The sequence below is a fragment of the Gillisia sp. Hel_I_29 genome (genome assembly GCF_000744275.1).
In the GTDB taxonomy this organism is placed as follows: domain Bacteria; phylum Bacteroidota; class Bacteroidia; order Flavobacteriales; family Flavobacteriaceae; genus Gillisia.
Genome location: NZ_JQLP01000001.1, coordinates 320,448 through 345,478, shown reverse-complemented (window position 1 = coordinate 345,478; position 25,031 = coordinate 320,448). Strand labels below are relative to the sequence as shown.

24 protein-coding genes are annotated in these 25,031 nt (G+C 34.9%); 9 read left to right on the top strand and 15 right to left on the bottom strand.

Annotated features, from left to right (window positions below; all coding sequences use genetic code 11):
• The first annotated feature begins 81 nt into the window (after positions 1–81).
• From P163_RS01615 to P163_RS01585, 7 genes are all read left to right on the top strand, one after another.
• Positions 82–993 (top strand): helix-turn-helix transcriptional regulator, encoded by a 912-nt coding sequence (locus tag P163_RS01615; protein WP_034887024.1) that lies wholly within the window; start codon positions 82–84, stop codon positions 991–993.
• A gap of 103 nt (positions 994–1,096) precedes the next feature.
• Entirely contained in the window at positions 1,097–2,131 is a 1,035-nt protein-coding gene (gene hemH / locus P163_RS01610) for a ferrochelatase (RefSeq protein ID WP_034887023.1), read from the top strand.
• Positions 2,131–3,489, top strand: coding sequence for an MATE family efflux transporter (locus P163_RS01605; protein WP_034887022.1), 1,359 nt, complete (start codon positions 2,131–2,133; stop codon positions 3,487–3,489). The genes hemH and P163_RS01605 overlap by 1 nt, the downstream gene beginning before the upstream one ends.
• A gap of 81 nt (positions 3,490–3,570) precedes the next feature.
• Positions 3,571–4,119, top strand: a complete 549-nt coding sequence (locus tag P163_RS01600) for a CopD family protein (protein WP_034887718.1) — start codon at positions 3,571–3,573, stop codon at positions 4,117–4,119.
• A 46-nt stretch (positions 4,120–4,165) separates the two neighbouring features.
• A complete protein-coding gene (locus P163_RS01595; RefSeq protein WP_034887021.1) occupies positions 4,166–5,620 on the top strand; it encodes a sensor histidine kinase in 1,455 nt (484 codons plus the stop codon).
• Positions 5,621–5,626: 6 nt separating this feature from the next.
• A complete protein-coding gene (locus P163_RS01590; RefSeq protein ID WP_034887020.1) occupies positions 5,627–6,409 on the top strand; it encodes an enoyl-CoA hydratase/isomerase family protein in 783 nt (260 codons plus the stop codon).
• Positions 6,410–6,478: 69 nt separating this feature from the next.
• A complete protein-coding gene (locus P163_RS01585; RefSeq protein ID WP_034887019.1) occupies positions 6,479–7,555 on the top strand; it encodes a PA0069 family radical SAM protein in 1,077 nt (358 codons plus the stop codon).
• Positions 7,556–7,564: 9 nt separating this feature from the next.
• Here the strand turns inward: P163_RS01585 and P163_RS01580 are convergent, their stop codons facing one another.
• Positions 7,565–8,038, bottom strand: a complete 474-nt coding sequence (locus P163_RS01580) for a hypothetical protein (protein ID WP_034887018.1) — start codon at positions 8,036–8,038, stop codon at positions 7,565–7,567.
• A 97-nt stretch (positions 8,039–8,135) separates the two neighbouring features.
• Positions 8,136–9,218 (bottom strand): endonuclease/exonuclease/phosphatase family protein, encoded by a 1,083-nt coding sequence (locus P163_RS01575; protein ID WP_231556138.1) that lies wholly within the window; start codon positions 9,216–9,218, stop codon positions 8,136–8,138.
• Between the two features lie 95 nt (positions 9,219–9,313).
• Here P163_RS01575 and P163_RS01570 point away from each other — a divergent pair, with 95 nt between their 5' ends.
• Positions 9,314–12,142: a carboxypeptidase-like regulatory domain-containing protein gene (locus tag P163_RS01570; protein ID WP_034887017.1), complete on the top strand. Its 2,829-nt coding sequence runs from the start codon at positions 9,314–9,316 to the stop codon at positions 12,140–12,142.
• An 11-nt stretch (positions 12,143–12,153) separates the two neighbouring features.
• Entirely contained in the window at positions 12,154–13,536 is a 1,383-nt protein-coding gene (locus P163_RS01565; RefSeq protein ID WP_034887016.1) for a DUF5689 domain-containing protein, read from the top strand.
• Here P163_RS01565 and P163_RS01560 read toward each other — a convergent pair.
• From P163_RS01560 to P163_RS01500, 13 genes are all read right to left on the bottom strand, one after another.
• The gene (locus P163_RS01560) at positions 13,533–14,510 is read right to left on the bottom strand and encodes an endonuclease (RefSeq protein WP_034887015.1); all 978 of its coding nucleotides are present in this window, start codon (positions 14,508–14,510) and stop codon (positions 13,533–13,535) included. The genes P163_RS01565 and P163_RS01560 overlap by 4 nt on opposite strands.
• Positions 14,511–14,569: 59 nt before the next feature.
• Positions 14,570–15,793, bottom strand: coding sequence for a GTPase HflX (gene hflX, locus P163_RS01555; RefSeq protein ID WP_034887014.1), 1,224 nt, complete (start codon positions 15,791–15,793; stop codon positions 14,570–14,572).
• Positions 15,794–15,933: 140 nt separating this feature from the next.
• Complete coding sequence (locus P163_RS01550; protein ID WP_034887013.1) at positions 15,934–16,833, bottom strand: DUF3078 domain-containing protein; 900 nt, start codon at positions 16,831–16,833, stop codon at positions 15,934–15,936.
• Entirely contained in the window at positions 16,830–17,351 is a 522-nt protein-coding gene (locus tag P163_RS01545) for a DUF2480 family protein (protein ID WP_034887012.1), read from the bottom strand. The genes P163_RS01550 and P163_RS01545 overlap by 4 nt, the downstream gene beginning before the upstream one ends.
• A 19-nt stretch (positions 17,352–17,370) precedes the next feature.
• On the bottom strand, positions 17,371–17,694 hold the full coding sequence (locus P163_RS01540; RefSeq protein WP_034887011.1) for an SUF system Fe-S cluster assembly protein: 324 nt from the start codon (positions 17,692–17,694) through the stop codon (positions 17,371–17,373).
• Position 17,695: 1 nt separating this feature from the next.
• Positions 17,696–18,118 (bottom strand): SufE family protein, encoded by a 423-nt coding sequence (locus P163_RS01535; protein ID WP_034887010.1) that lies wholly within the window; start codon positions 18,116–18,118, stop codon positions 17,696–17,698.
• A gap of 40 nt (positions 18,119–18,158) precedes the next feature.
• Positions 18,159–18,593 (bottom strand): hypothetical protein, encoded by a 435-nt coding sequence (locus P163_RS01530; RefSeq protein ID WP_034887009.1) that lies wholly within the window; start codon positions 18,591–18,593, stop codon positions 18,159–18,161.
• A gap of 341 nt (positions 18,594–18,934) precedes the next feature.
• Positions 18,935–20,173, bottom strand: coding sequence for an aminotransferase class V-fold PLP-dependent enzyme (locus P163_RS01525; RefSeq protein WP_034887008.1), 1,239 nt, complete (start codon positions 20,171–20,173; stop codon positions 18,935–18,937).
• 39 nt (positions 20,174–20,212) lie between these two features.
• Positions 20,213–21,529 carry a Fe-S cluster assembly protein SufD gene (gene sufD, locus P163_RS01520; protein ID WP_034887007.1) on the bottom strand — a complete coding sequence of 439 codons (1,317 nt, stop codon included), beginning with the start codon at positions 21,527–21,529 and terminating at the stop codon, positions 20,213–20,215.
• 112 nt (positions 21,530–21,641) lie between these two features.
• A complete protein-coding gene (gene sufC, locus P163_RS01515; RefSeq protein ID WP_034887006.1) occupies positions 21,642–22,397 on the bottom strand; it encodes a Fe-S cluster assembly ATPase SufC in 756 nt (251 codons plus the stop codon).
• A 36-nt stretch (positions 22,398–22,433) separates the two neighbouring features.
• On the bottom strand, positions 22,434–22,823 hold the full coding sequence (locus P163_RS01510; RefSeq protein ID WP_034887005.1) for a hypothetical protein: 390 nt from the start codon (positions 22,821–22,823) through the stop codon (positions 22,434–22,436).
• A gap of 10 nt (positions 22,824–22,833) precedes the next feature.
• Positions 22,834–24,279: a Fe-S cluster assembly protein SufB gene (gene sufB, locus P163_RS01505; RefSeq protein ID WP_034887004.1), complete on the bottom strand. Its 1,446-nt coding sequence runs from the start codon at positions 24,277–24,279 to the stop codon at positions 22,834–22,836.
• 247 nt (positions 24,280–24,526) lie between these two features.
• Entirely contained in the window at positions 24,527–24,856 is a 330-nt protein-coding gene (locus P163_RS01500) for a HesB/IscA family protein (RefSeq protein WP_034887003.1), read from the bottom strand.
• Positions 24,857–25,031: the final 175 nt, after the last annotated feature.

The window sequence follows — 25,031 nt, the reverse complement described above, 5'->3', positions numbered from 1 at the left end:
TTTTGGCTATTTTTGTAGTAGTATCAATCGTTTTGGAACCATTAGTTTAGACTGATTCTAAATAAAAACAATTTTGGAAAGATGACATCAGAACAGAAAAATATCGCTGGAGGGTTTGTAGATGAGACTAAAATTGAAGAGGGTTTTTTCATTCTGAAGTTTCAGAACGAAACTCCAGATTCTGTAAATTTTACTCGTGAGATAGATAGTAGTTTTATTCAGTTTCACTTCTGTGTAAAAGGGCAAAGCAAGTTTTTGTTCAATAAAGGGAACTACCAATTACCACTGGGAGAAGAGAATTCTTTGTTGCTTTACAATCCGCAGCAAGACCTTCCTTTAAATGTAGAATTATTTCCAAATTCGTGGTTGATCTCTTTGGTGATCTCCATTAAAAAATTCCACTCGCTGTTTTCTCAAGAAGCAGGATATATTCCGTTTTTAAGCAGTGAGAACAGAGATAAGAAATATTATAAAGATGGCGATATTTCGCCTTCTATGGCAATTGTTTTGAATCAGTTGATGAATTTCAATTTAATGTCCTCTATCAAATCTTTATATTTTAAGGCGAAAGCGTATGAGTTGTTAAGTCTTCATTTTAATAGAACTGAAGATGCAAACATAGAGCAGTGCCCGTTTCTGGTGGATGAAGTGAATGTACTGAAGATCAGAAAGGCGAAAGATATCATTATTGCTAGAATGGCAGAACCGCCAACACTTCAGGAATTATCTGATGAAATTGGCTTGAGTCTTAAAAAACTGAAAGAAGGTTTTAAGCAGATATATGGAGATTCTGTCTACAGTTTTCTATTTGATTATAAAATGGAATTTGCGCGTAAACTTTTAGATTCTGGCGATTTTAATGTGAATGAAGTTGGGTTAAAAGTAGGTTATAGCACATCCAGTCATTTTATCGCTGCCTTTAAAAAGAAATTTGGAACCACTCCAAAGAAGTATATCATGTCTTTATCGCTACCCACAAATATCAAGAATTGATTTTGGTGATGCTGTAATTGGTCAAAACTTCTATAAGTGAATTTATATCAACAATAATAGTAGTAATTTTAGGTCAGGAAAAATTGCTGAAAAAGAATAAAGAATGAGTAAAGGTGTACTCTTGGTTAATCTGGGTTCTCCAGATAGTACCGACCCGAAAGACGTAAAGAAATATTTAGGTGAATTTTTAATGGATGAACGAGTGATCGATGTTCCATTATGGGCAAGAACGCTCTTGGTTAAAGGAATTGTTCTGAACACACGACCTAAAAAATCTGCAGCCGCTTATCAAAAAATCTGGTGGGATGAAGGTTCGCCTCTTATTGTACTTTCTGAAAGATTAAGAGATAAGATAGACGATTTTACCTCATTACCAATTGTGCTTGCCATGCGTTATGGTACGCCAAACATTAAATCTGGTTTGCAAGAATTGCATGATCAAGGAGTAGATGAGGTGCTTATATTTCCTTTGTACCCTCAATTTGCAATGGCTACTACAGAAACTATTTTGGTATTGGCAGAAGAGTTGAGAAGAGAATTCTTTCCTGAAATGAAATTCACTTCTATTCCTGCATTTTATAATCACCCAGATTATATTAGAGTTTTAGCTGAAAGCATTTCGGAAAAACTGAAAGATGTAAAATTTGAACATTTACTATTTTCTTATCACGGAGTTCCGGAAAGGCATATCAGAAAAAGCGATATTACGAAGTCTCATTGTCAGATAGATGGTTCTTGTTGCAAGACCGCTTCTTCTGCACATCAATTTTGCTATCGCCACCAATGTTATGAAACTACAAGGCTGGTTGCAGAATATCTTGAATTAAAAGAGAATACGTACAGCGTTTCCTTTCAGTCTAGATTAGGATTCGACCCATGGTTACAACCTTACACCGATAGAACCATAGAACGTTTTGGAAAACAAGGCATGAAAAATCTTGCCATTGTAACTCCCGCTTTTGTTAGCGACTGTTTAGAAACTTTGGAAGAGATCGCTATGGAAGGGGAAGAGATCTTTCACGAAGTTGGTGGAGAAAAATTCACCGTGGTTCCTTGTCTAAATGACAGAGAAGATTGGGTAAAAGTATTATCTAGATGGATAGACGAATGGGCGTATGCTAAACCTGTAGAAGCATAATGGCAAATCTGAATTCTAAAGCTTTGGGTAATGAACCAATAGGGAAATTACTTATTAGGCAGGCAGTACCTGCATCTATTGGAATTCTGGTTATGTCTTTAAATATTCTAGTAGATACCATTTTTGTTGGTAACTGGATAGGATCTATAGCAATTGCTGCTATTAATGTGGTCTTGCCAGTTTCGTTCTTCATCGCTGCTTTAGGGATGGCTATCGGGATTGGTGGATCCTCTATTATTTCTAGAGCGTTAGGTGCGAATAATCACAAAAAAGCTCTTAAGACCTTTGGAAATCAAATTAGTCTTACTCTTATTTTAACCATTGTTATGGTAGCTGTGGGGCTCCTCTTCAGAGACTCCATTATACCTGCTTTTGGTGGGAAAGGCGATATTTTTGAGCCTGCGAAGATCTATTATACCATTGTTTTATATGGCGTGCCATTTCTCGCACTCTGTATGATGGGTAATAATGTAATTAGAGCTGAAGGGAAGCCGAAATTTGCCATGGTGGCCATGATCATACCTTCTGTAGGAAATCTTGTACTAGATTATATATTGATTAATATAATGGATCTAGGAATGATGGGTGCAGCATGGGCAACCACAGCTTCTTATATGTGTTGTTTTGCGTATGTAGTTTGGTTTTTCTTGTCTAATAATTCTGAATTAAAAATCTCATTAAGTCATCTTGGTTTTAATTGGAATATTTTAAAGGAAACCGCCTCCTTGGGATTTGTAACTCTTGCTAGACAAGCCGTAGTAAGTATTACTTATTTATTAATGAACAATATTTTATTTGATATTGGGGGAGAAGATTCTGTTACGGTTTATGCTATTATTGGGAGAATGCTAATGTTTGCGCTTTTTCCGGTACTAGGAGTAACACAAGGCTTTTTACCAATTGCCGGATATAATTATGGGGCAGAGAATTTTGCCAGAGTAAAAAAGAGTATAAATACAGCAATTCTTTACGCTACACTTTTAGGTATCTTAGTTTTTGCGGGAATTATGACGTTTGCAGAAGAAATTGTGAGCGTATTTACAGATAATCCAGCTGTACTTTCAGATACACCACAAGCCATGAGATGGGTATTTGCTGCAGTGCCGATCATCGCTTTACAATTAATTGGTTCTGCGTATTTTCAAGCTATAGGCAAAGCCATTCCGGCTTTATTATTAACCCTATCCAGACAAGGATTTTTCTTTATTCCGTTGGTACTTATTCTCCCTAATTATTTTGGAGAGATTGGTGTTTGGATCTCATTTCCTATTGCAGATTTCCTATCTACAGTGGTTACTGGATTGTTCTTAAATAAGGAGATTAGAAATAAACTAAAACCAGCAGAAGTTATTAATTGAATTATTTCACTCTTCACAATTAGTTATATTTGCTAAGCGCTCAAGTGAACGATCCATAAACCTTGAAAAATTAAGTCTGTGATAGAATATTACAACTACATTAAATCTTTGCATTTAATTTTTGTTATAACCTGGTTTGCAGGATTATTCTACATTCCAAGATTATTTGTTTATCATATTGAAGCCGCTCAAGAAGCAGAACCTAAAAGAACTATTTTAGTAGATCAGTTGAAATTGATGACTAAAAGATTATGGTTCATCATAACTTGGCCTTCCGCTGTATTAGCGAGTTTATTCGCTTTTTGGATGCTATATCTTATGCCTGGATGGCTGCAACAACCTTGGATGCATGTAAAACTTGGCTTTGTAGTGTTGCTTTATATATATCATTTTAAATGTCATCTTATCTATAAAGAGCTTCAAAATGACGTTGTAAAATGGACCTCGAACCAAATGCGAATCTGGAATGAAGGTACTACGATAATTTTATTTGCAGTGATCTTTTTGGTAATTGTAAGAGATGCCGTAAACTGGATCTATGGTGTAATAGGAATAATATTATTAGGGGTACTGCTAATGCTCGGAATCAAATTGTATAAGCGAATTCGTTCTAAAAATCCGAATGCCTAATCTGGTGTGATAATTGATATTTATGGCAAAACTACCTAAATAATATATGAAGATATTTAAGCTCTCCTTAAGAAACAGAATTTTCATTTCTATGATCTTGTTGGTGTTAGGGGCTTCTATACTTATTGCCGGCGTTACTGTTTATCAATATACACAAGAATCTGAAGCCTATCATAAAGAAAGGTTAGAGCGTAAAGAACAAGCTATTAGAGAGAACATAAAATTTGTTCTGGATAAAACCACCCATGTGGTAAGCACAGAAAATATTCCGGTGATCTTAAAGGAACGCGATAAGATCTATGAGATGTCTCAGGTGCATGAAATGCAGCTTAATATTTATGATCTCACAGGAAGACTTCTTATAAAATCTAACGAATCATTTTTTAGAGATACTACAAATGTGCAGATCCCAAAGCAGATCATTCAAAATTTAGAAACGTCTCCTACCAAGAGATTCTTGAAGAAATCTGAGATCAACGGACAAAAATCACAATCTTCTTATACCTATATCCACGACAATCAATTTAAACCTTTAGCCATTTTATACCTTCCTTATCTGCAAGATGATGAGGTATTACAAAAAGATCTAAACGACTTTTTAATGAAGTTGGGCGAAGTTTATCTATTTATGTTGTTGGCAGCTATTTTGATGTCTTATTTCCTTTCCAAATACATTACAAAATCTTTGAAAATAGTTTCAGAAAAGATCATAGAAACCAGGCTGGATAAGCGAAATCAAAAGATACAGATAGAGAACGTTTCTGAAGAGATCTATACCCTGGTATCTGCTTATAATAGTATGATAGACGAGTTGGAAGAAAGTGCTGTAAAACTGGCTACCGGAGAGCGAGAACAGGCTTGGCGAGAAATGGCTAAGCAAGTAGCGCATGAGATCAAAAATCCATTAACTCCAATGCGACTCACAGTACAAAGTTTTCAACGAAATTTTGACCCTAAAGACCCTAATGTGATCATGAAATTGAATGAATATAGCGAAACCTTAATTCATCAAATAGATACCATGAGCGCTATTGCTTCGGCCTTTTCAAATTTTGCCAAAATGCCGGCGCAACAAAATGAAATTCTAAATGTTCCAAAAACAGTTAAATTAGCATTAGACATCTTCAATGAAAATTACATACAATTCTCTTCAGAAAAAGAAGAAATTCTGGTTAAATTTGATAGAACTCAGCTTATTAGAGTGATTACCAATTTGGTGAAAAATGCTACTCAAGCTTTACAAGATGTAAAAGATCCGAAGATATTGGTGGAGGTTGAAGAAGAAGAAACTTCTGTAAAAGTTTCTGTCTTAGACAATGGTGTAGGTATTTCAGAAGAAAATAAAGACAAGGTGTTCGAGCCTAAATTTACCACCAAATCTAGTGGTATGGGATTAGGTCTTGCTATGGTGAAGAATATTGTAGAGACCTATGGCGGAAGCATCAATTTTGAATCAAACAAAAATAAAGGGACTATCTTTACAGTCCGATTTCCAAAATAAGTAAGTATGACATTTGAAAACATTTTATCAGAACTTCACGAAGGAATTCTACAGATAACTATCAATAGACCTTCAAAATTAAACGCACTTAATAAAGAGACCATTAGCGAACTTCATGAAGCTTTTGCAGATGCTAGAGAAGATAACGACGTTAAGGTTATCATTTTAACCGGTAGCGGAGAGAAAGCCTTTGTTGCAGGAGCAGACATTAGCGAATTTTCAGATTTTTCTACGGAAGAAGGAGGAGAACTTGCAGCACAGGGACAGGCAAAATTATTTGATTATGTTGCGAATTTTCCAAAACCAGTAATTGCGGCAGTGAACGGTTTTGCTCTTGGAGGTGGATTAGAATTGGCAATGGCAGCACATTTTAGAATTGCTAGCGATAATGCAAAAATGGGATTGCCGGAAGTTTCTCTTGGATTAATCCCGGGATATGGAGGAACGCAAAGGCTACCTCAATTAGTTGGTAAAGGTCGCGCCATGGAAATGATCATGACTGCCGGAATGATAGATGCTACGCAAGCTTTGCAATATAATTTGGTGAATCACGTATGCCCTCAAGACGAGTTGTTGGATTTCGCTGAAAAATTAGCGAATAAGATCATGAAAAACTCACTGGTAGCCATCTCTGCAGCTATTAAGGCAGTAAATGCTAATTTTGAAGATGGAGTAAATGGTTTTGAAATAGAGATCGAAGAGTTTGGAAGAAGCTTCGGAACAGAAGATTTTAAAGAAGGAACTTCTGCCTTTCTAAATAAAAGAAAAGCAGATTTTCCTGGAGAATAATATTCTCAAACATCAATATTAAATATGGAATAAATCCTATGAATAGGAATTATTCCATATTTTTGTTTTATGTCGGGAGAGAATGATTATATAAGAGGACGAGGAGCTCAAAAGAATGTGCATAATAGATTTGATGCTCAGAGTCATGAATTTAGAGATGACTTTTTAAATTATTGTGCATTGGAGGGAGATGAAGCTTCTAACTCCAAAACAGTCCTAATAGATACCTTTCCAAAAACAGTGGTGAATAAAGTAACCAGCCCAGATGTAGGCATGGGATTTTCTTTGAATCCATATCAAGGTTGTGAACATGGCTGTGTGTATTGTTATGCAAGAAATTCTCATGAATATTGGGGATACAGCGCCGGGATAGATTTTGAACAAAAGATCTTGGTAAAAAGAAACGCAGTGGATCTTTTAGAAAAGAAATTGCAGAGTAAAAGATGGGAAGCTGCTCCAATTGTGCTTTCCGGAAATACAGATTGTTATCAGCCAATTGAGAAGAAACTCGAGATCACCAGACAACTGCTTCGAACATTTCTAAAATACAAACATCCGGTAGGTATTATCACAAAAAATGCTTTGATCCAACGAGATATTGATATTCTAAAAGAGCTCGCTCAAGATAATCTCATTCATGTAAATCTTTCCATTACTAGTTTAGATGAAAATGTTAGAAGATTGCTAGAACCAAGAACAGCCTCGGTTAAAAAAAGGTTAGAAACCTTAGAATTGCTTTCGAAGGAGAATATTCCCACCAGTGTAATGATGGCTCCAATTATTCCCGGTATTAACAGCCATGAGGTGCTACCGCTAGTTAAGGAAATAGCAGAACGTGGAGCTTTAGGAGTTGGTTATACTATGGTTAGATTGAATGGTGCTATTGGAGGAATTTTTACAGATTGGATTCAGAAAACTATGCCAGATAGAGCAGATAAGGTTTTACATCTTATTGCTGAATGTCATGGTGGGAATTTGAACGATAGCAACTTCGGAAGAAGAATGATAGGTTCCGGAAATATAGCAGAGCAAGTGTCTCAACAGTTTAAGATCGCCAGAAAAAAGTATTTATCGGGCAGAATAAAACCCGAATTGAATTGTGAACTTCACGCACAATACAAATCGGGTCAAATGAGTTTATTTTAAATTTTAGTTCTAAAATCTATATCCAACCTTAACATTTCCCCAAGGAGCAAATTTTTCTGCCACTGCGGGCCCTAGGTCTACCCCCAAATTAAATCCCTTTTCACCAAAGAAACTTACTCCTATAGGAAGATAAGCTACAAAAATTCCTGCATCATCTTCACTAGAACCCCATATATCTAATGCTTTAGCAGAAATAATAGTTCCGGTAAGGCCAATATGAAACAACATTTTAGACTCTTTTATCCCGGAAGGATAGTATTTAAAACCCGCTCCTACACTTGGAATACCAACACCTATTTCTACACTTAAATTTTCTGAAACAATCCGATCGTAGGTTATTCCAACAAATGGGGTAGTTCCTAAAATATTGAAGGAAATGGCATTTTTACGCATTCCTTCGATCCCGGAAGTGGTTTCCTGCGCAATGCTAGAAAATGAAATAAGTAAAATTGAAAAAATTACAAGAACGGTGCTTTTGGTCATATTAATTTGGAATTCCTATATGGGAATTCACAAGCAAGGTATAGTAATATTATTAAGAATTTAACAATTACAATTATAAATGTTAAATATTTTAAGATTATAGTTTTTTAACTAGATATATGTACACTGGAAAGTGATCTGAATAACCCCCGGTGTAACCACCATAATCGTAGCTTCTAAAAGGATACCCTTTAAATTGACCTTTGATAGTAATTAGATAATTTTTCTGAAAAATGTCTGCCTTATAGAATTTATAGCCTTCTGAATTACTATTTACCAAAGTTCCGGAAAGTAGGATCTGATCGAACAAATTCCAACTGTCTCTATATGCTAAAGTTCCACGCCCGTTTTTCATCATGTTCTCCATAGGATTATAAAGATCATTTACTTCTAACTCTTCTTTAGAGGCCTTTGTATGTAATACTTTTTTGATGCTTTTATTAGTTGGATCATCATTAAAATCGCCCATACTTATGATCTTTGCATAAGGGTCTATTTGATATAAGGAATCTATTATTAATTTATTTAACTGCCCTGCACGTTCTCTTTTATAACTGCTTCTGGCTTCTCCACCACTTCTGGAAGGCCAGTGATTCACGATTATATTTATTTCTTCTCCATCAAGATTTCCTGTAACTACTAATTGATCTCGAGTGTATACTCTTTTTAAAGGATCTTCCAGTTCATAGATCAATAATCTTCGAGATTGGGAATTGGTGGGTGTAAATAGTGATTTTTGATAAAGTAAGGCCACATCTACGCCACGCCTGTCTGGGGAATCATAATGAACTATGTCGTAGTTTTTTTCTTTTAACGCAGGTTGATTGATAAGGTCTTCTAGCACCATATAATTCTCGATCTCACAAAGACCAATGATCGCTGGAGAATTTTGAGTGGTTTCAGTTCCTATTTCTGAAATGACTTTAGATATATTCTTCAGCTTGTCCTGATATTTTTCTAAGGTCCAAACATCTTTTCCTAGCGGGGTTCTATCATCATCGAAGGTTAAGGAATCATTTTCAATATCAAATAGATTTTCAACGTTATAAAAAGCAACAGTATGCACCTTATAAGAATCTTTTGATTGTGCATAAACACTATTGGCTACAAGAAATAGTAAGGATGGAAATATCACGATCTTAGAGATCATTTTTGAGAATAATTTACATTTCTGATTCATAAGTATGAATTTATAGCAAAGATTAATTTACTGATTTATTGGTAATTACAAAATAAAAGTTTAAACTTACTTACTGAAAACGAGCAACTTATAAAATGAAAAAGTGTAATTTCATTTTGGTGCTAGGGCTGCTCACCTTCATTCATATTTCTGCACAAACCACCCTTACTGGAACTGTAGTTGATGCCGCCACTTTCAATAAAATAGAAGAGGTTGCTATTAGCATTGAGGGAACTGGTTTTAATGGCTCAAGCAACAATAACGGAGAGTTTATAATTTCTGGAGAAATTCCGGAGGGTAACCTGGTACTTCTGTTTGTTAAAAATGGATATCTAAACCTACGCTTACCCTTAAATATTAGCCAAGGAGAACACAAAGATCTAGATCTCATATCGCTTAGAGCAGATCTTCTTAAAGAGCAAATTCAAATTGGTATTATAAGCCTGTCTGATGCTGAATTAAATGAAGAAGATGCCAATATAGCAAGTGTTTCTGGATTACTTCAAGCTACAAAAGATGTATTCTTAAATGCTGCTGCTTTTGATTTTAGCGCTACGTTTTTTAGACCTCGAGGACTGGATAGTGAATATGGAAGATTACTCATTAATGGGATTGAGATGAACAAAATCTTTAATGGAAGGCCCCAGTGGAGCAATTGGGGTGGATTGAATGACGTACAACGTAATCAGCAATTTTCAATGGGAACCACCGCAAGCGAAGTTAGTTTTGGAGCTTTGGCTGGAACTACTAATATTACCATGAGAGCATCACAATTCCAAAAAGGTACGAGGCTATCTTATGCCTTGGCAAATAGAAGTTATAAAGGCAGAATTATGGCCACCTATAATTCTGGAGAATTAATAAATGGCTGGTTTTACTCTATATCTGCTTCAAGAAGATTTGCGGAAGAAGGGTTTATAGAGGGTACGCCTTATAACTCCAACTCATTCTTCATTTCTGTAGAAAAGAAAATCAATGCTGCTCACAGTCTTAATTTCTCCGGATTTTATACGCCTGTAACCAGAGGGAAATCTTCTGCCAATACTCAGGAAGTCATAGATCTTAAAGGGCGGACTTACAACTCATTTTGGGGGGTTCAAGATGGAGAGATAAGAAATTCAAGATTGAAGGAGATAAAAGAACCCATTTTAATGTTGAACCATTTCTGGAAACTTTCAGAAACTACAGAGCTCAACACTAATCTTGCATATCAATTTGGAAAAACAGCCAATACTAGAATAGATTATGGCGGAACGAGATTGATTATTAGTGAAAATGGACAGGAAAGTTATATAGGTGGTGGTTCAAATCCAGATCCTTCTTATTACCAGAAGCTTCCAAGCTATTTCTTAAGATTTGAGAATAATCAGAATTATGAAGCAGCATATTTAGCAGCACAATATCTAAAAGATGAAGGTCAAATAAATTGGAACCAATTATACAATGCGAATAGAATAGCTACAGAAAATGGAGGAAATTCTATTTATGTTATTTCTGAAGATAGAACAGATGACACTCAATTCTCTGCAAATACTATACTCTTTAGTAAACTGAATGATCATCTTATTATTAATTCACGTTTGAATTATACTCACTTACAAAGTGAAAATTTTGCTTCCATAAGAGACCTTTTAGGAAGAAACGCTTATTTAGACATTGATTTTTTTGCGGAAGCAAATGCAGAAGATACTGAAGGTGTAACTGCCCAAAGCGATCTGGAAAATAGAAACAGGTTGGTTGGAGAAGATGCTAAGTATAAATATAATTTCAACTTTACTGCAGATATTTTAAAAGCATTTGCTCAGGCGCAATGGAGGTATAGTAGATGGGATCTCTACGCTGCTTTAGAAATCTCTCAAACTAGCTATCTAAGAAATGGACTCTTCAGAAATGGTCATTTTCCTAATAACTCGTTAGGAAAGAGTGATCAATTAAATTTCACAGATTTTGGGATTAAAGGGGGCGGTACCTACAAACTTTCCGGCAAACATTTAATTGAATTGAATACAGCTTACCTCACTAATTCCCCAACATTAAAGAATTCTTTTTCTAATCCTAGAGAAAATAACAATACGGTTAAAGACCTAACTTCAGAAATACTGAATACAGTAGATCTAAGCTACCGTTATAGAACGCCACATCTTAAATTCAGAATTACCGGATATGCATCAGAAGTAAAAGATGCCACTGAAATTTCATTTTATTACGCAGATGGACTTTCTGGCTTAGGACAAGCGGGAACTACTGCCTTTGTTCAGGAAATTCTTAGGGGAATAGATAAACAGTATTTTGGAGTAGAGTTGGGAGCAGAATATCAGATCACCACTACCTTAAAAATTAAGGGTGCTGCGGCTCTAGGGCAGTTTACCTATAGCAATAATCCTGAGCTGGTATTAACCTCTAACAATTTTGAATCTGCTGTAAGTTATGGTCAATCTTATTTAAAGAATTATAGAATTGCCGGTGGACCACAAAATGCAGCTCAAATTGGCTTTGAATACCGCGATCCGAATTATTGGTGGTTTGGAACTACCGTAAATTATTTTTCTAATGCCTATGCAGATATTGCCCCTTTAAACAGAACAAGTAATTTTTCTAAAGATGTTGATGGCTTTACTCTTATTGATTATGATGAAGAAAGAGCAAAAAGTCTACTTGTTCAAGAGCAATTTGATAATTATATGCTCGTAAACGTCATTGGTGGTAAATCATGGTTGCTGAAGGGTGGTTACTATTTGGGATTCTTTATAAGCATTAACAATGTTCTTGATGAGGTATATAAAACCGGGGGATTTGAACAGGCGAGAAATGCAAATTTCAGAAACCTATTATCAGATAAAGAAAGAGAACAGCCAGTTTTTGGTAATAAATATTGGTACGGAAACGGTACCACATATTATGCAAATATGTATGTGAGATTTTAAAATTTAAGATTATGAGATCAAGATTCTATACTAGTCTAAGTATCCTAATTGTGCTATGCATTTCTTGTGTAAATACAGATGACTTTGAACTTCCGGAAACGGAAAGCCTTATAGATGATTTTAATGGTACTACCACCAGTATTTCTGCCGTAAAAGGGCATTATAATATAGAGACCAAAGAAATATACACTTTTCAGGAAACAGATGTTTTTATGGAAGGATACGTAATTTCTAGTGATGAAGGTGGAAACTTCTATAAGAAGTTAATGTTGCAAGATAAGCCTGAAAATCCAACTTCAGGAATACAAATACTTGTAGATGATGCATCCCTATTCAATTCTTACGAGTTTGGGAGAAAACTTTATATAAAATTAGATGGTTTGAGTCTTTGGAAGAATAATGGCGTTATGCAGCTAGGGATTCAGAATAGAGGAGATGTTGTGGTAATTCCAAAAGCATTAATAGAAGAACATCTTATCAAATCTATAAAGAGAGAGATTATTACACCCATATCGCTTACGTTATCTGAGTTTTCGTTGGTGTATGCTAATCTTTATGTTCAGGTAGAAGACGTTCAATTCAATAAGAATCTGGTTAGGGATGCTCATATTTTCAGCTTAGCAGGAGAAAGTACAGATAGATATGATGCAGAGCGGCAATTAGAGAGTTGTATAGATGGTTTCACAACAATGTTAAGCACTAGCACCTATTCAGATTTTAAATCAATGCTACTGCCTAAAGGTAGTGGAAGCATTACAGGTGTACTATCAAGGAACTTTTATGATGACCATTTTGTATTGATATTGAATTCTCCAAAAGATTTGGATTTTAGCAGCGATAACAGATGTGACCCGGAGTTCTTTACCTGTGGTAATGAAAAAGAAATGGGGGTTGAGTTATTATTTGAAGAGAACTTTAATTCTATTACCAATGAAAACATGTTAGATAGAAAAGGCTGGACGAATATCAACATCAATGGAGGTAAGCGTTTTGAAGATGCTACACTTTTAGGAAATAGATTTCTGAGGGTTTCTGCTTATAATACGATGGAAAGTCCCATGGAAGTTTGGTTGGTTACTCCGAATATTAATTTGGATAAAAGTATAGCGGAGGTACTAACCTTTGAAATTAAGGCATCTTTTGATAATGCTACTATTTTAAGCGTTTATATCACTGATGATTTTACTGGAAATCCGCGAACCACCAATTGGAAGCTTTTAGATGCTCAAGTTCCTAAAGGGCCATCTAACCAAAACGGACTCATCTTCAAAAAATCTGAATTTGATATTTCCTGTTTTAATGGGGATGTGAATATTGCATTTAAATATCTAGGATCAGCTCCAGATAAAACCACTACGTATGATATTGATAATGTACGGGTAACGGGAAATTAATCGTGTTTGATAAGCGAAATATATACAGGAAAATGATCTGAAAACCCACCGGTATAGCCATCAAAGTCATAACTTCTAAAAGGAAAACCCTGATATTGACCAGATAAAGAAATGAGGTAAGGCATGCTAAATATTTTAGCATCATAGAACTGTAAACCCTCTACATTACCAACAAATGAGTCTGAAATAAGGATCTGATCGAACAAGTGCCATTCATCTCTATGAGCAACAGAGCCCTTACCTTTTTGAGACATTATCTCCATGGGATTATGCAATTGTTGCTCATCTATTAGGGCAATATTGCTATTGGTTTGTAATATCTCTTTAAAACTCTTGCTGTTAGGACCATCGTTAAAATCTCCCATGCTAATGATCTTAGCCTTTGGATCTTTATGGTAAAGCTCTTCTATGATCTCTTTGTTAAGCATTGCAGCTTTTTCTCTGCGATAATTAGTTTCTTCTATTCCCTCGCCTCGAGATGGCCAGTGATTGATTATCAGATTAACATTTTCACCTTTTAAACTCCCGGAAACTAATAGCTGATCTCTTGTGTAGAATCTTCTATTTTCATCATCTAAATAATTGATCATTAGAGGTTTTGGTTCTGAATGATGAACCGTAAATAATGATGCCTGATATAATAATGCTACATCAATTCCGCGTTTGTCGGGAGAATCATAATGCACAATCTTGTAATTAAATGGGGCAAGATTAGGGTGGTTTACAAGATCTTCTAAAACCGTTAGATTTTCTATTTCGCAAAGTCCGATCACCGCAGGGGCGGTTTTAGTACTGTCATGCCCAATTTCAGAAATAACTCTAGAGATATTCTTTATTTTATCTTCGTATTTCTCCATGGTCCAAAGATCCTTGCCTTCAGGAGTTCTATCATCATCCCAGGTATGAGGATCATTTATGGTGTCAAATAAATTTTCAACATTATAGAATGCAATATTATAAAGATTATAGCTCAAGGTTAAATAGGATTAAATGAAATTAAAAATGGCCTCCATTTTAAAAGAGGCCATGAATTTTATTCTTCTTCATCTGTATACTTATCGTATTCCGGATATAAGAAGTTATTGTAAGGAAATCTAGTAATATGAATATCTCTAACAGCTTCGTAAACTTTACGTCTAAAATCTTCTATATTCTCTTTATTCAGCGCAGAGATAAAGATCACATTATCACCCATTCTATTCATCCAGGTGCGTTTCCAATCTTCTAAAGAATAGTGTTCTTCCGTTTTTTCTGTAATAAGATCGTCTTCCTCAATTTTGGTCTCTGTATAAGCATCAATCTTATTAAAAACCATGATAGTAGGTTTATTGCTACTCTTAATATCTGCCAAGGTTTGATTTACAGATTCAATATGGTCATCAAAATTCTCATGAGAGATATCTACTACGTGTAACAACAGATCTGCTTCTCTTACCTCGTCTAGAGTAGATTTAAAAGATTCTACCAATTGGGTAGGAAGTTTTCTAATAAATCCTACAGTATCTGTAAGCAAGAAAGGGAGGTTGCGAATTACCACTTTTCTTACTGTAGTATCTAAGGTTGCAAAAAGTTTGTTTTCAGCAAAAACCTCACTCTTACTAACAACATTCATAAGAGTAGATTTTCCAACGTTGGTATATCCTACTAAAGCAACTCTAACCAGAGCACCACGATTACCACGCTGTACTTCCATTTGTTTATCTATAACCTCTATTTTTTTCTTTAATAGGGCTATCTTATCTCGTACAATACGTCTATCTGTCTCTATTTCTGTTTCTCCGGGACCACGCATTCCAATACCACCACGCTGACGCTCCAAGTGAGTCCACATACCCGCAAGTCTAGGCAATAAATATTGATATTGTGCCAATTCTACCTGAGTACGTGCATAACTGGTTTGTGCTCTTTGAGCAAAAATATCTAGGATGAGGTTGGTTCTATCTAAGATCTTAACATTAAGGATCTTTTCTATGTTCTTTTGTTGTGCTGGTGATAATTCATCATCAAAAATGGCAGTTCCAACTTCATTATCATCAATAAATTGTTTTACCTCCATGATCTTCCCAGAACCCATAAAGGTTTTTGGATCTGGTTTGTCCATTTTTTGAGTGAAACGTTTTAGGACTTCACCCCCTGCGGTATAAGTAAGAAATTCTAGTTCGTCTAGATATTCTTTTAATTTGCTTTCATCCTGATCTTGGGTAACTATACCTATTAGGACAGCTTTTTCGTAATTTAAATCAGTCTTTTCTATCATAGTCACAAAGTTAAACAATTGATGTTAATCGGTGTTTTAAAGCTAATAATTCAACATAAATTTAACTAGAACACAAAAAAATAGCTGCTTAAAAATTTTTTAAGCAGCTATTTTAGAAGTTTAGTATACGTTGATCTTTCTTAGATCTTATAATTGATACCGAGTCCAAAGACTTCTCTAATTTGAAAGGCTCCAACGGCATTATCATCATAAATAGCTTGAAATAATAAATTTGCTGAGAGATATCTGTTAATGGTCATTTCCATGTTCATTAGATAATCTATATCTATATTACCGGGATTATCAAGGTAATTAGAATATAGATTAATAGAGTTCTCCATATTTACATTCTCTAGAATTTCAAATGTGGCTAAAGCGCTAATAGAGGCACCAAATTCAAACCTACTAGATTTTCCCTGATCTACTCCAAAATAATCTCCATCTACATAATCTACTTCAGATGTAAAAACATCATCCACAAAAATAAAGCGTGCTGTAGCCGGAGCTATATTAAACATGAAATTGTCGTTCTTTTTCCACATCATGCCAGGTCCAGTTTGTAAATAAGCAGGAGAAAAGAAATGAGTAGTTTCTGTACGAATAGTCTCTCCGGTGTCTGTATCTTCACTGTATTCATATCCTTTTGCGATCTGACTTCTAAAATTAAAGAAATAAGAATAATACCAATTAGAATCTGTCAATTGTTTACCTGCAATAGAATTAAACTCTATTCTGTCACTAGTCTTTCTTGTAAACTCATCATCTTTAGTTTTCGTTAGACCGTAATTTGCCAGCAATTTATTATCCCAAGTAAAATCATTCATTCTATAATTAAGATCATAGTTCAATGTTAAGTTTCCTGAGACACTTGAAGTACCACCTCCTTTCCACTCTTTATTAAAAGCAGATTGGTTAAAAAGCAGTTGTATGTTACCATCCTTAGTCCATCCATTTGGCGGGATAGAATCTTTCTTTTTATCCTGTGCATTCGCAAAATTAGCAGCAAAAGCTAGGGTTAAGGCCAAGAGCATTTTTTTCATTTTTGAGCTGTGTTTTTTTGTTTAAATAAAGGTACAGAGGAGCATGCTTCTCCATAAAGTACGCTCTTTACAATAGGTTGCAATTTTTCAATAAGCAATAGATATGCATTCTCCGGAACTGGTTTATGAGAGCATCCCTTAACTATAACCGGTTTTCCTTCCAGAGCACTTAGATCCATATTTTGAATGATCTCTGTATATAATATAGTCTCTAATAGTTCGAGATCTCCAGAGATTACTTTTTTAGCATATGGCTGTAAATGGGTAGCTAAAAGCATATAAGCCCAGGCCGGAATTATTGCATCTGTAGAGCAGGTAAGTGCTACATATTGGTCTTTGTACTTACTCCAATCATGAGCCATTGCTTTTTCTCTAAAGATGGTTTCTCTTAGAACCAGTCCTTCAAGCAGCCAGTCTTTAATATCAAAAAGACTACGCTCCCCTTTAGGATAGTAGTCTTCTAGATCAAAAGTTATAAGCTTGCTGTTTGCTACTCTATTAATAATTTCAGTAGACATAGTACAGTTATTTTTTAAATTATAGTAGGCCTAATTCTAATTTGGCTTCCTCACTCATAAGATCTTGCGTCCATGGTGGATCAAAAGTAATTTCTACTTCACAATCTTTTACCGTGTCTACAGATTTCACTCTTTCTTCTACTTCTCTAGGTAAAGATTCTGCCACAGGACAGTTAGGAGTTGTTAATGTCATTAAAATTTTTACATCATAGTCTGTATTAACCATGACGTCATAAATTAGACCTAGTTCATATATATCTACAGGAATTTCTGGATCATAGATAGTTTTTAAAACCTTTACTATCTTTTCTCCTAATTCTTCGGTGTTTATTTCTTGTTCCATTTTAATCTAATTGTGTTTGATATGCTAATGCATACATTTTAAGCTGCTTGATCATACTTACCAAACCATTGGCTCGGGTGGGAGAAAGATGTTCTTTAAGCCCAATATCATCTATAAATTGTGTGTCTGATTCTAATATTTCTGAAGGATGTTGATTTGAAAATGCACGAATAAGAATGGCAACTATCCCTTTTGTAATAATTGCATCACTATCTGCAGTAAAGTTCAACTTATTCCCATCTAATTGTGCGTGAACCCACACTTTACTCTGACAGCCTTTTATAAGGTTTTCTTCAACTTTATATTTTTCATCTATAAGAGGTAGAGATTTTCCCAGTTCAATCATATACTCATATCGTTCCATCCAGTCATCGAACATGGAGAACTCCTCTACTATTTCTTGCTGATTTTCCTTAATACTCATATATCTATAATTTGGTGCAAAAATACAATAACCTGTTTTGCTATTCAACAGTTTCTGCTAATCTTATTATAGCATTAACCAATGGAACAAGTGGTTTGGGCGCATTGCCTTTATCAAAGGTTTTAGAATTGTACACCTCATCATTCCATTTTACATTAAGTTCGGCATGTGCAGCGGCATCCCGATTTCTATCATCAGAATCTGACTCGTATGCATTAAGTGTTTTTATATCTATAGCTTCTGTTAAGTCGATCAAATTTTGATATTCTTCTGCTGTAATTGGTCTGGACTTAATAAGATCATCTATAGTGCCGGATTTAACCGTGATATCTTCTTTAGTAATGATATACGAGTTTGCAAAGCCTCTTGAAAATTCATCATAAGTAAATATCATATTTTCTTTCTGCTGATCTGCTTCTTGAGAACAAGATTTTAATGCCAGTAATGAGATAATGGCCAAGACTATATATTTCATATTATGAATTTTTTACAGAAATTAATAATACGAAAAGGAGGCGAATTATTGGTGGTTTTTAAGACTGAAGTGTTTTTGGATATTTCTACATGCTATTATCGAGCGGAGTCGAGATGTTTTGAATTGAGATAAACCCTTCGTCTTCGCTCAGGGTGACATTGCCGTTTATAATACCTCACTCTGAACATGTTTTCGCATATTCTAATTATTGTTTTTCGATTACTTTCTAAGTCGAGGTAGTGATAACAGAGCCAAAATCTTTACTGAATGTCATATCGAGCGGAGTCGAGATGTTTTGAAATGAGATAAACCCTCCGTCTTCGCTCAGGTGATAATAAAATTTACTCCAACATAGATTTAGCTCTTTTTACCGCAGCAATAAAAAGATCTATCTCTTCAAAACTGTTGTAAAAGGCAAAGGAAGTTCTTACTGTTCCCGGGATCTTATAGAAATCCATAATAGGCTGTGCGCAATGGTGTCCTGTTCTTACAGCAATTCCAAGTTTATCTATGATGGTTCCAATATCGTAAGGATGAATACCTTCAATATTAAAAGAGATGACAGCCGTTTTATCCTTAGAAGTTCCGTAGATCTTAACTCCTTCTATCGCTAATAATTCTGAAGTTGCATACTCCAACAACTGATGCTCGTAGTTGGCAATAGTATCAAAACCAATAGCATTCATGTAATCTAAAGCGGCCCCAAATGCAATACCTCCACAAATATTTGGAGTTCCAGCTTCAAATTTATGAGGCAAATCTGCATAAGTTGTCTTTTCAAAAGTAACCGTAGCAATCATTTCACCGCCACCTTGATAGGGAGGAAGTTTTTTAAGCCATTCTTCTTTACCATAAAGCATTCCAACTCCTGTGGGTCCACATATTTTATGAGCAGAAGTCACATAAAAATCTACATCCAATTCTTGAACATCTGCTTTAATATGTGGTGCTGCCTGAGCTCCATCTACCAAAACCACTGCTCCAATGGCATGAGCTGCATCTATGATTTTCTTAATAGGATTTACGGTACCAAGGGCGTTCGAAACGTGATTAACAAAGACCATTTTGGTCTTGTCTGAAAGCAACTTTTCATATTCTTCAAAGATCAATTCTCCATTTTGAGACATAGGAATCACTTTAAGAATAGCTCCGGTTTTCTCACATAACATTTGCCAAGGCACAATGTTAGAATGATGCTCCAAGGCAGAAACAATTATTTCATCATCTTTTTCAAGCAAGGAGGCAAAACCGTTAGCCACCATGTTTATTCCATGAGTAGTTCCTGAAGTAAATATGATCTCGTAAGATTTTTCAGCATTAAAATGCGTCTGAATGGTCTTTCTAGCCTCTTCGTACTTATCTGTAGCCTCTTGAGATAATGTGTGCACTCCACGATGAATGTTGGCATTGTAGTTTGAATAATAATCTACAATAACATTTATGACTTGTTGCGGAGTTTGAGAAGTAGCTGCATTGTCAAAATACACCAAGGGATGTCCATTGACTTTCCGCTTTAAAATTGGAAAATCATTTCTGATCTTTTCAAGGTCTAACGGAATTTTTTCTGCAGCAACTTTCATATAATTTTTACTTTTTTTGGAAGGATACTATAATAAGGCTTATAGATCGAATCCTAAGCTCACTCCTAATTTAAGAGCGATCTGGTGTGTAATTCTTTTTTTGATCTCAGGAATTTTTACACTTTCCAATACATTGTTAGCAAAAGCGTACATCAATAAAGCCTTAGCTTCTTTTAGCGGAATACCTCTAGATCTTAAATAAAATAAAGACTCTTCATCTAATTGCCCAATGGTACAACCGTGACTACATTTTACATCATCTGCAAAGATCTCTAATTGAGGTTTTGCATTAATGGTAGCTTTATCATCCAATAAGATGTTGTTGTTTGCCTGAAAAGCGTTTATTTTCTGGGCCTCTTTATTTACCAATACTTTCCCGTTGAAAACTCCAACAGAATTATCTGCAAAAATCCCTTTATAGTCCTGATGACTTTCGCAATTAGGAGAAATATGGTGAACTAGCGTATTATGGTCTACATGCTGTTTTTCTTCAATTATGGTAATCCCTTTTAAGGTAGAATCACAGTGCTCTCCTTTTTGATAAAAGTTTAAATTGTTTCTGGTTAACTTTCCTCCAAAGGAAAAGGTATGCATAGAACAATTACTATCATCTTTTTGGTCTACATAGGTGTTATCTATTAAAGAAGCGGAAGATTTATCATTTTGAATCTTATAATAATCTATAATAGCTCTCTTAGCTGCAAAGATCTCTGTAACCGAATTGGTAAGCACAGGATTCTCTGTTAGACTTTGATGACGCTCTATGATCTGAACTTGAGAGTTCTCATCTGCAATGATCAAATTTCGAGGCTGAACCAATAATGCTGATTCATTTCCTGTAGAGAAATTAATGATCTGAATAGGCTTATCTGCAACCTGATTCTTATGTATATGAATAAATGCTCCTTCTCTAGAAAATGCAGTATTTAAAGGAGTAAATCCATTTTCTTTAGTTACTAATTTATTGAAATAAGTATCTATTAGATCTTTATATTTTGGCTTATTTAGCGCAGAAGACATCAAACAAACATCAATCTTATCATGTGTAGTTTGAGAAAGGTGTGAAGAGAAAATCCCATCTATAAATACAAGGTTATAGGTATCTATATCATGAATAAGATATTTCTTAATATCACGGTATTCTATTGCATCCTCCTTTTTAGGGAATACACTATAATCTTCTTTTAATATTGAATTAAGGGAAGTGTATTTCCAAGCTTCCTGTTTTTTTGTAGGAAAACCAAGAGATTCAAATTCTTTTATAGCATCATATCTTAACTGATGTATGTCCGAATCTGTATCTAAGGCTTCTTCAAAAGCTAAAAAGGAAGAGATTAATTTATCTTTTAATTCCATAATGTTTTTCAATTTTCATTGCCTAAACAGGTCATATCTCTAAAACCAACAAGGCTCTAATTTTTATTCTTTAATAATTCATTCTGCAATAATAATTGCTGCTCAGAATTATTTAAGAAACTGCATTCTCTTGTTTGATCCAGTCATATCCTCTTTCCTCAAGCTCTAAAGCAAGTTCTTTTCCACCAGATTTTACAATCTTACCATCCAGCATAACATGTACAAAATCTGGAACTATGTAGTCTAACAAACGTTGGTAGTGCGTGATCACTAATACCGCGTTGTCTTTACTTTTCAAAGCATTTACACCTTTAGAAACCACTTTCAAAGCATCTATATCCAAACCAGAATCTGTTTCATCTAAAATGGCCAATTTAGGCTCTAGCATAGCCATTTGAAAGATCTCATTTCTCTTCTTTTCACCACCTGAGAATCCTTGGTTTAGAGAACGAGATAAGAACTTTCTGTCTATCTCTAATAATTCAGATTTCTCACGAATTAGTTTCAACATCTCATTAGCCGGCATGTCTTCTAATCCTTTAGATTTTCTGTGGGCGTTAATAGAGGCTTTCATAAAGTTGGTTACAGAAACTCCAGGAATCTCTACAGGATATTGAAAAGATAAGAAGACACCAGCATGTGCTCTTTCTTCAGGATCTAATTCTGTAAGGTCTTTACCTTCAAAAATGATCTCTCCAGCTGTCATCTCATATTCTTCCTTTCCTGCAATAACAGAAGATAACGTACTTTTTCCAGATCCGTTAGGACCCATGATAGCGTGTACCTCTCCTGGATTTATTTCAAGATTAATTCCTTTAAGGATTTCCTTATCCTCTATGTTTGCGTGTAAATTCTTTATTTTAAGCATAATTATATGGTATACATCCGTTACAACCGGACATTTTTACTTCTTTAATTCTTCGTTTGCAGGTTTCTTTTCGGCAAAGATCTTTACAACTTCTGTAATTTCAATTACCTGTGAATATCCTGTTGATTTTTTACTATCTATAACCTTACCCTTAACTTCTACCGGAACTATAGTTGCGTTCTCTAATGTGTATTCATTAAAGCTTTTTTTGAGATCTGCAGTCACAGAATCTAATTGAACCTGAAATACAAACTGGTCTCCTTTAAGTACAGCAGAGTTTCCTACAGAAATAAAATTTCCTTTGTAATTCTGAATGCTGTCCACAGCTTTAACTTCAACTTCATTCTCTACAGTAGATTGCGTTTCGTTATCACAAGATACCGTAGTGGCAATAAGGGCAAATATGAAAAATAGTCTTTTTAACATTCTTACTTATTTATCCTACAGAACCCTCTAACGAGATCTCCAACAATTTTTGAGCTTCTACGGCAAATTCCATAGGAAGTTTGTTTAATACTTCTTTACTAAAACCATTTACGATCAAGGCAATTGCCTTTTCAGTATCTATACCGCGCTGGTTACAATAAAAGATTTGGTCTTCACCAATCTTACTGGTAGTAGCTTCATGCTCCACCTTAGCAGATTTATTTTTAACTTCTATATATGGAAAAGTATGCGCTCCACATTTATTCCCCATCAATAATGAATCACATTGAGAGAAATTTCGAGCGTTCTCTGCTCTACTGTTTATCTGAACTAATCCTCTGTAAGAATTCTGAGATTTTCCTGCAGAAATCCCTTTAGAAATAATGGTACTCTTAGTATTCTTACCAAGGTGGATCATTTTTGTTCCTGTGTCCGCTTGCTGATAGTTATTAGTAACGGCAATAGAGTAGAACTCTCCTATAGAATTATCTCCTTTTAAGATACAAGATGGATATTTCCAGGTTACAGCAGAACCGGTTTCAACCTGCGTCCATGAGATCTTAGCGTTTTTCTCACAAAGACCACGTTTAGTCACAAAGTTATAAACCCCACCTTTTCCTTCTTTACTTCCAGGATACCAGTTTTGAACTGTAGAATACTTAATTTCTGCTCCATCTAAAGCAATAAGTTCTACAACTGCAGCGTGTAATTGATTTTCATCTCTTGTTGGAGCAGTACAACCTTCTAAATAACTTACATAGCTATCTTCATCGGCAACCAATAAAGTTCTTTCAAACTGACCGGTTCCTGCCTGATTTATCCTAAAATAAGTAGAAAGTTCCATTGGGCACTTTACTCCTTTAGGAATGTAGCAAAAAGAACCATCACTAAATACTGCCGAATTTAGTGCTGCATAAAAATTATCTTTCTGAGGAACCACAGTTCCAAGATATTTCTTCACAAGTTCAGGGTATTCTTTTATTGCTTCAGAGATACTCATAAATATGATTCCCTTTTCTGCCAATGTTTTTTTGAAGGTAGTAGCAACAGATACAGAATCTACTACAATATCCATTGCAATATTATTCATCTTCTTTTGCTCATCTACAGAGATCCCTAATTTTTTGTACATCGCTAAAAGATCAGGATCTACATCATCTAAGGTCTTATTAGGGTCTACAGATGTTGGAGATGAATAATAAGAGATCGCTTGAAAATCTGGTTTTTGGTAATGTACGTTAGCCCATTCCGGTTCTGTCATCTCTTCCCAAATGCGAAAAGCCTCTAGTCTCCAGTTGGTCATCCATTCCGGCTCCTCTTTTTTCTTAGAAATTGCGCGAACAATATCTTCGTTCAAACCAATAGGAAAAGTATCAGATTTGAAATCGGTATAAAATCCATACTCATACTCTTTTGTCTCGAGCTCCTTCTTTAAATCGTCTTCAGTATATGCCATATTCTAATGTTCAATATTCTTTAATTCAAAGTTTAAAATTGTTTAAACTTATTTGCTTAAAAATAACTTTAACTGCAAGTATCGTTTTAAGCGTCTTTTATGTTTTCCAAGCACAAGTGATCTGTTGTGCGCTGTATCAATTGTTATTTTGATATATTATTCCTCAAAAAAAACCTTTATAATTATCGAATCTCTAAGCAGGATCTTTTAATTACTGGTATGGAATCTTGGATCTGAAAATTACCACTTATAGTGAAAAACTTTCACCGCATCCACAGGTACGTTGTGCGTTTGGATTGTTAAAAACAAATCCTTTTCCGTTTAATCCTCCAGAATATTCCAAAATAGTTCCGGCTAGATACAATACACTTTTTTTATCTACAACGATCTTTACTTCGTTGTCTTCAAATAATTTATCGTTATCTGCTTGAGATTTATCAAATTTCAATTCATAGGACAATCCAGAGCATCCACCACTTTTCACACCTACACGCACAAAATCTGTAGAAGCATTATAGCCTTCATCAGACATGAGCAATGCAATCCTTTTTTTTGCGTCTTCGCTTACCTTTATCATAGCTAAAAAGATTAGTCTTAATTTTGTGCAAATATACTACAAAACAAACGGTTTACCATATCCTATAGATTTGATTTAAGTATAGGAGCATAGGCAGTTACAATGGAAGAAAATAATATTATTAAAGTGCTATTATGCATCTAATCAGTTGTATAATCTACTTTAAAAATTAGGT

Excerpts from the sequence above, each read along its gene's own strand:
- P163_RS01595 (WP_034887021.1), top strand. The coding sequence starts at position 4,166 with ATGAAGATATTTAAGCTCTCCTTAAGAAACAGAATTTTCATTTCTATG.
- P163_RS01550 (WP_034887013.1), bottom strand. The coding sequence starts at position 16,833 with ATGAAAAAAATGCTCTTGGCCTTAACCCTAGCTTTTGCTGCTAATTTT.
- P163_RS01590 (WP_034887020.1), top strand. The coding sequence starts at position 5,627 with ATGACATTTGAAAACATTTTATCAGAACTTCACGAAGGAATTCTACAG.
- P163_RS01510 (WP_034887005.1), bottom strand. The coding sequence starts at position 22,823 with ATGTTAAAAAGACTATTTTTCATATTTGCCCTTATTGCCACTACGGTA.
- P163_RS01585 (WP_034887019.1), top strand. The coding sequence starts at position 6,479 with ATGTCGGGAGAGAATGATTATATAAGAGGACGAGGAGCTCAAAAGAAT.
- P163_RS01535 (WP_034887010.1), bottom strand. The coding sequence starts at position 18,118 with ATGAGTATTAAGGAAAATCAGCAAGAAATAGTAGAGGAGTTCTCCATG.
- hemH (WP_034887023.1), top strand. The coding sequence starts at position 1,097 with ATGAGTAAAGGTGTACTCTTGGTTAATCTGGGTTCTCCAGATAGTACC.
- sufB (WP_034887004.1), bottom strand. The coding sequence starts at position 24,279 with ATGGCATATACTGAAGACGATTTAAAGAAGGAGCTCGAGACAAAAGAG.
- P163_RS01525 (WP_034887008.1), bottom strand. The coding sequence starts at position 20,173 with ATGAAAGTTGCTGCAGAAAAAATTCCGTTAGACCTTGAAAAGATCAGA.
- hflX (WP_034887014.1), bottom strand. The coding sequence starts at position 15,793 with ATGATAGAAAAGACTGATTTAAATTACGAAAAAGCTGTCCTAATAGGT.
- P163_RS01530 (WP_034887009.1), bottom strand. The coding sequence starts at position 18,593 with ATGAAATATATAGTCTTGGCCATTATCTCATTACTGGCATTAAAATCT.
- P163_RS01575 (WP_231556138.1), bottom strand. The coding sequence starts at position 9,218 with ATGAATCAGAAATGTAAATTATTCTCAAAAATGATCTCTAAGATCGTG.
- P163_RS01500 (WP_034887003.1), bottom strand. The coding sequence starts at position 24,856 with ATGATAAAGGTAAGCGAAGACGCAAAAAAAAGGATTGCATTGCTCATG.
- P163_RS01545 (WP_034887012.1), bottom strand. The coding sequence starts at position 17,351 with ATGTCTACTGAAATTATTAATAGAGTAGCAAACAGCAAGCTTATAACT.
- P163_RS01605 (WP_034887022.1), top strand. The coding sequence starts at position 2,131 with ATGGCAAATCTGAATTCTAAAGCTTTGGGTAATGAACCAATAGGGAAA.
- P163_RS01570 (WP_034887017.1), top strand. The coding sequence starts at position 9,314 with ATGAAAAAGTGTAATTTCATTTTGGTGCTAGGGCTGCTCACCTTCATT.
- P163_RS01565 (WP_034887016.1), top strand. The coding sequence starts at position 12,154 with ATGAGATCAAGATTCTATACTAGTCTAAGTATCCTAATTGTGCTATGC.
- P163_RS01615 (WP_034887024.1), top strand. The coding sequence starts at position 82 with ATGACATCAGAACAGAAAAATATCGCTGGAGGGTTTGTAGATGAGACT.
- P163_RS01540 (WP_034887011.1), bottom strand. The coding sequence starts at position 17,694 with ATGGAACAAGAAATAAACACCGAAGAATTAGGAGAAAAGATAGTAAAG.
- sufC (WP_034887006.1), bottom strand. The coding sequence starts at position 22,397 with ATGCTTAAAATAAAGAATTTACACGCAAACATAGAGGATAAGGAAATC.
- P163_RS01580 (WP_034887018.1), bottom strand. The coding sequence starts at position 8,038 with ATGACCAAAAGCACCGTTCTTGTAATTTTTTCAATTTTACTTATTTCA.
- sufD (WP_034887007.1), bottom strand. The coding sequence starts at position 21,529 with ATGGAATTAAAAGATAAATTAATCTCTTCCTTTTTAGCTTTTGAAGAA.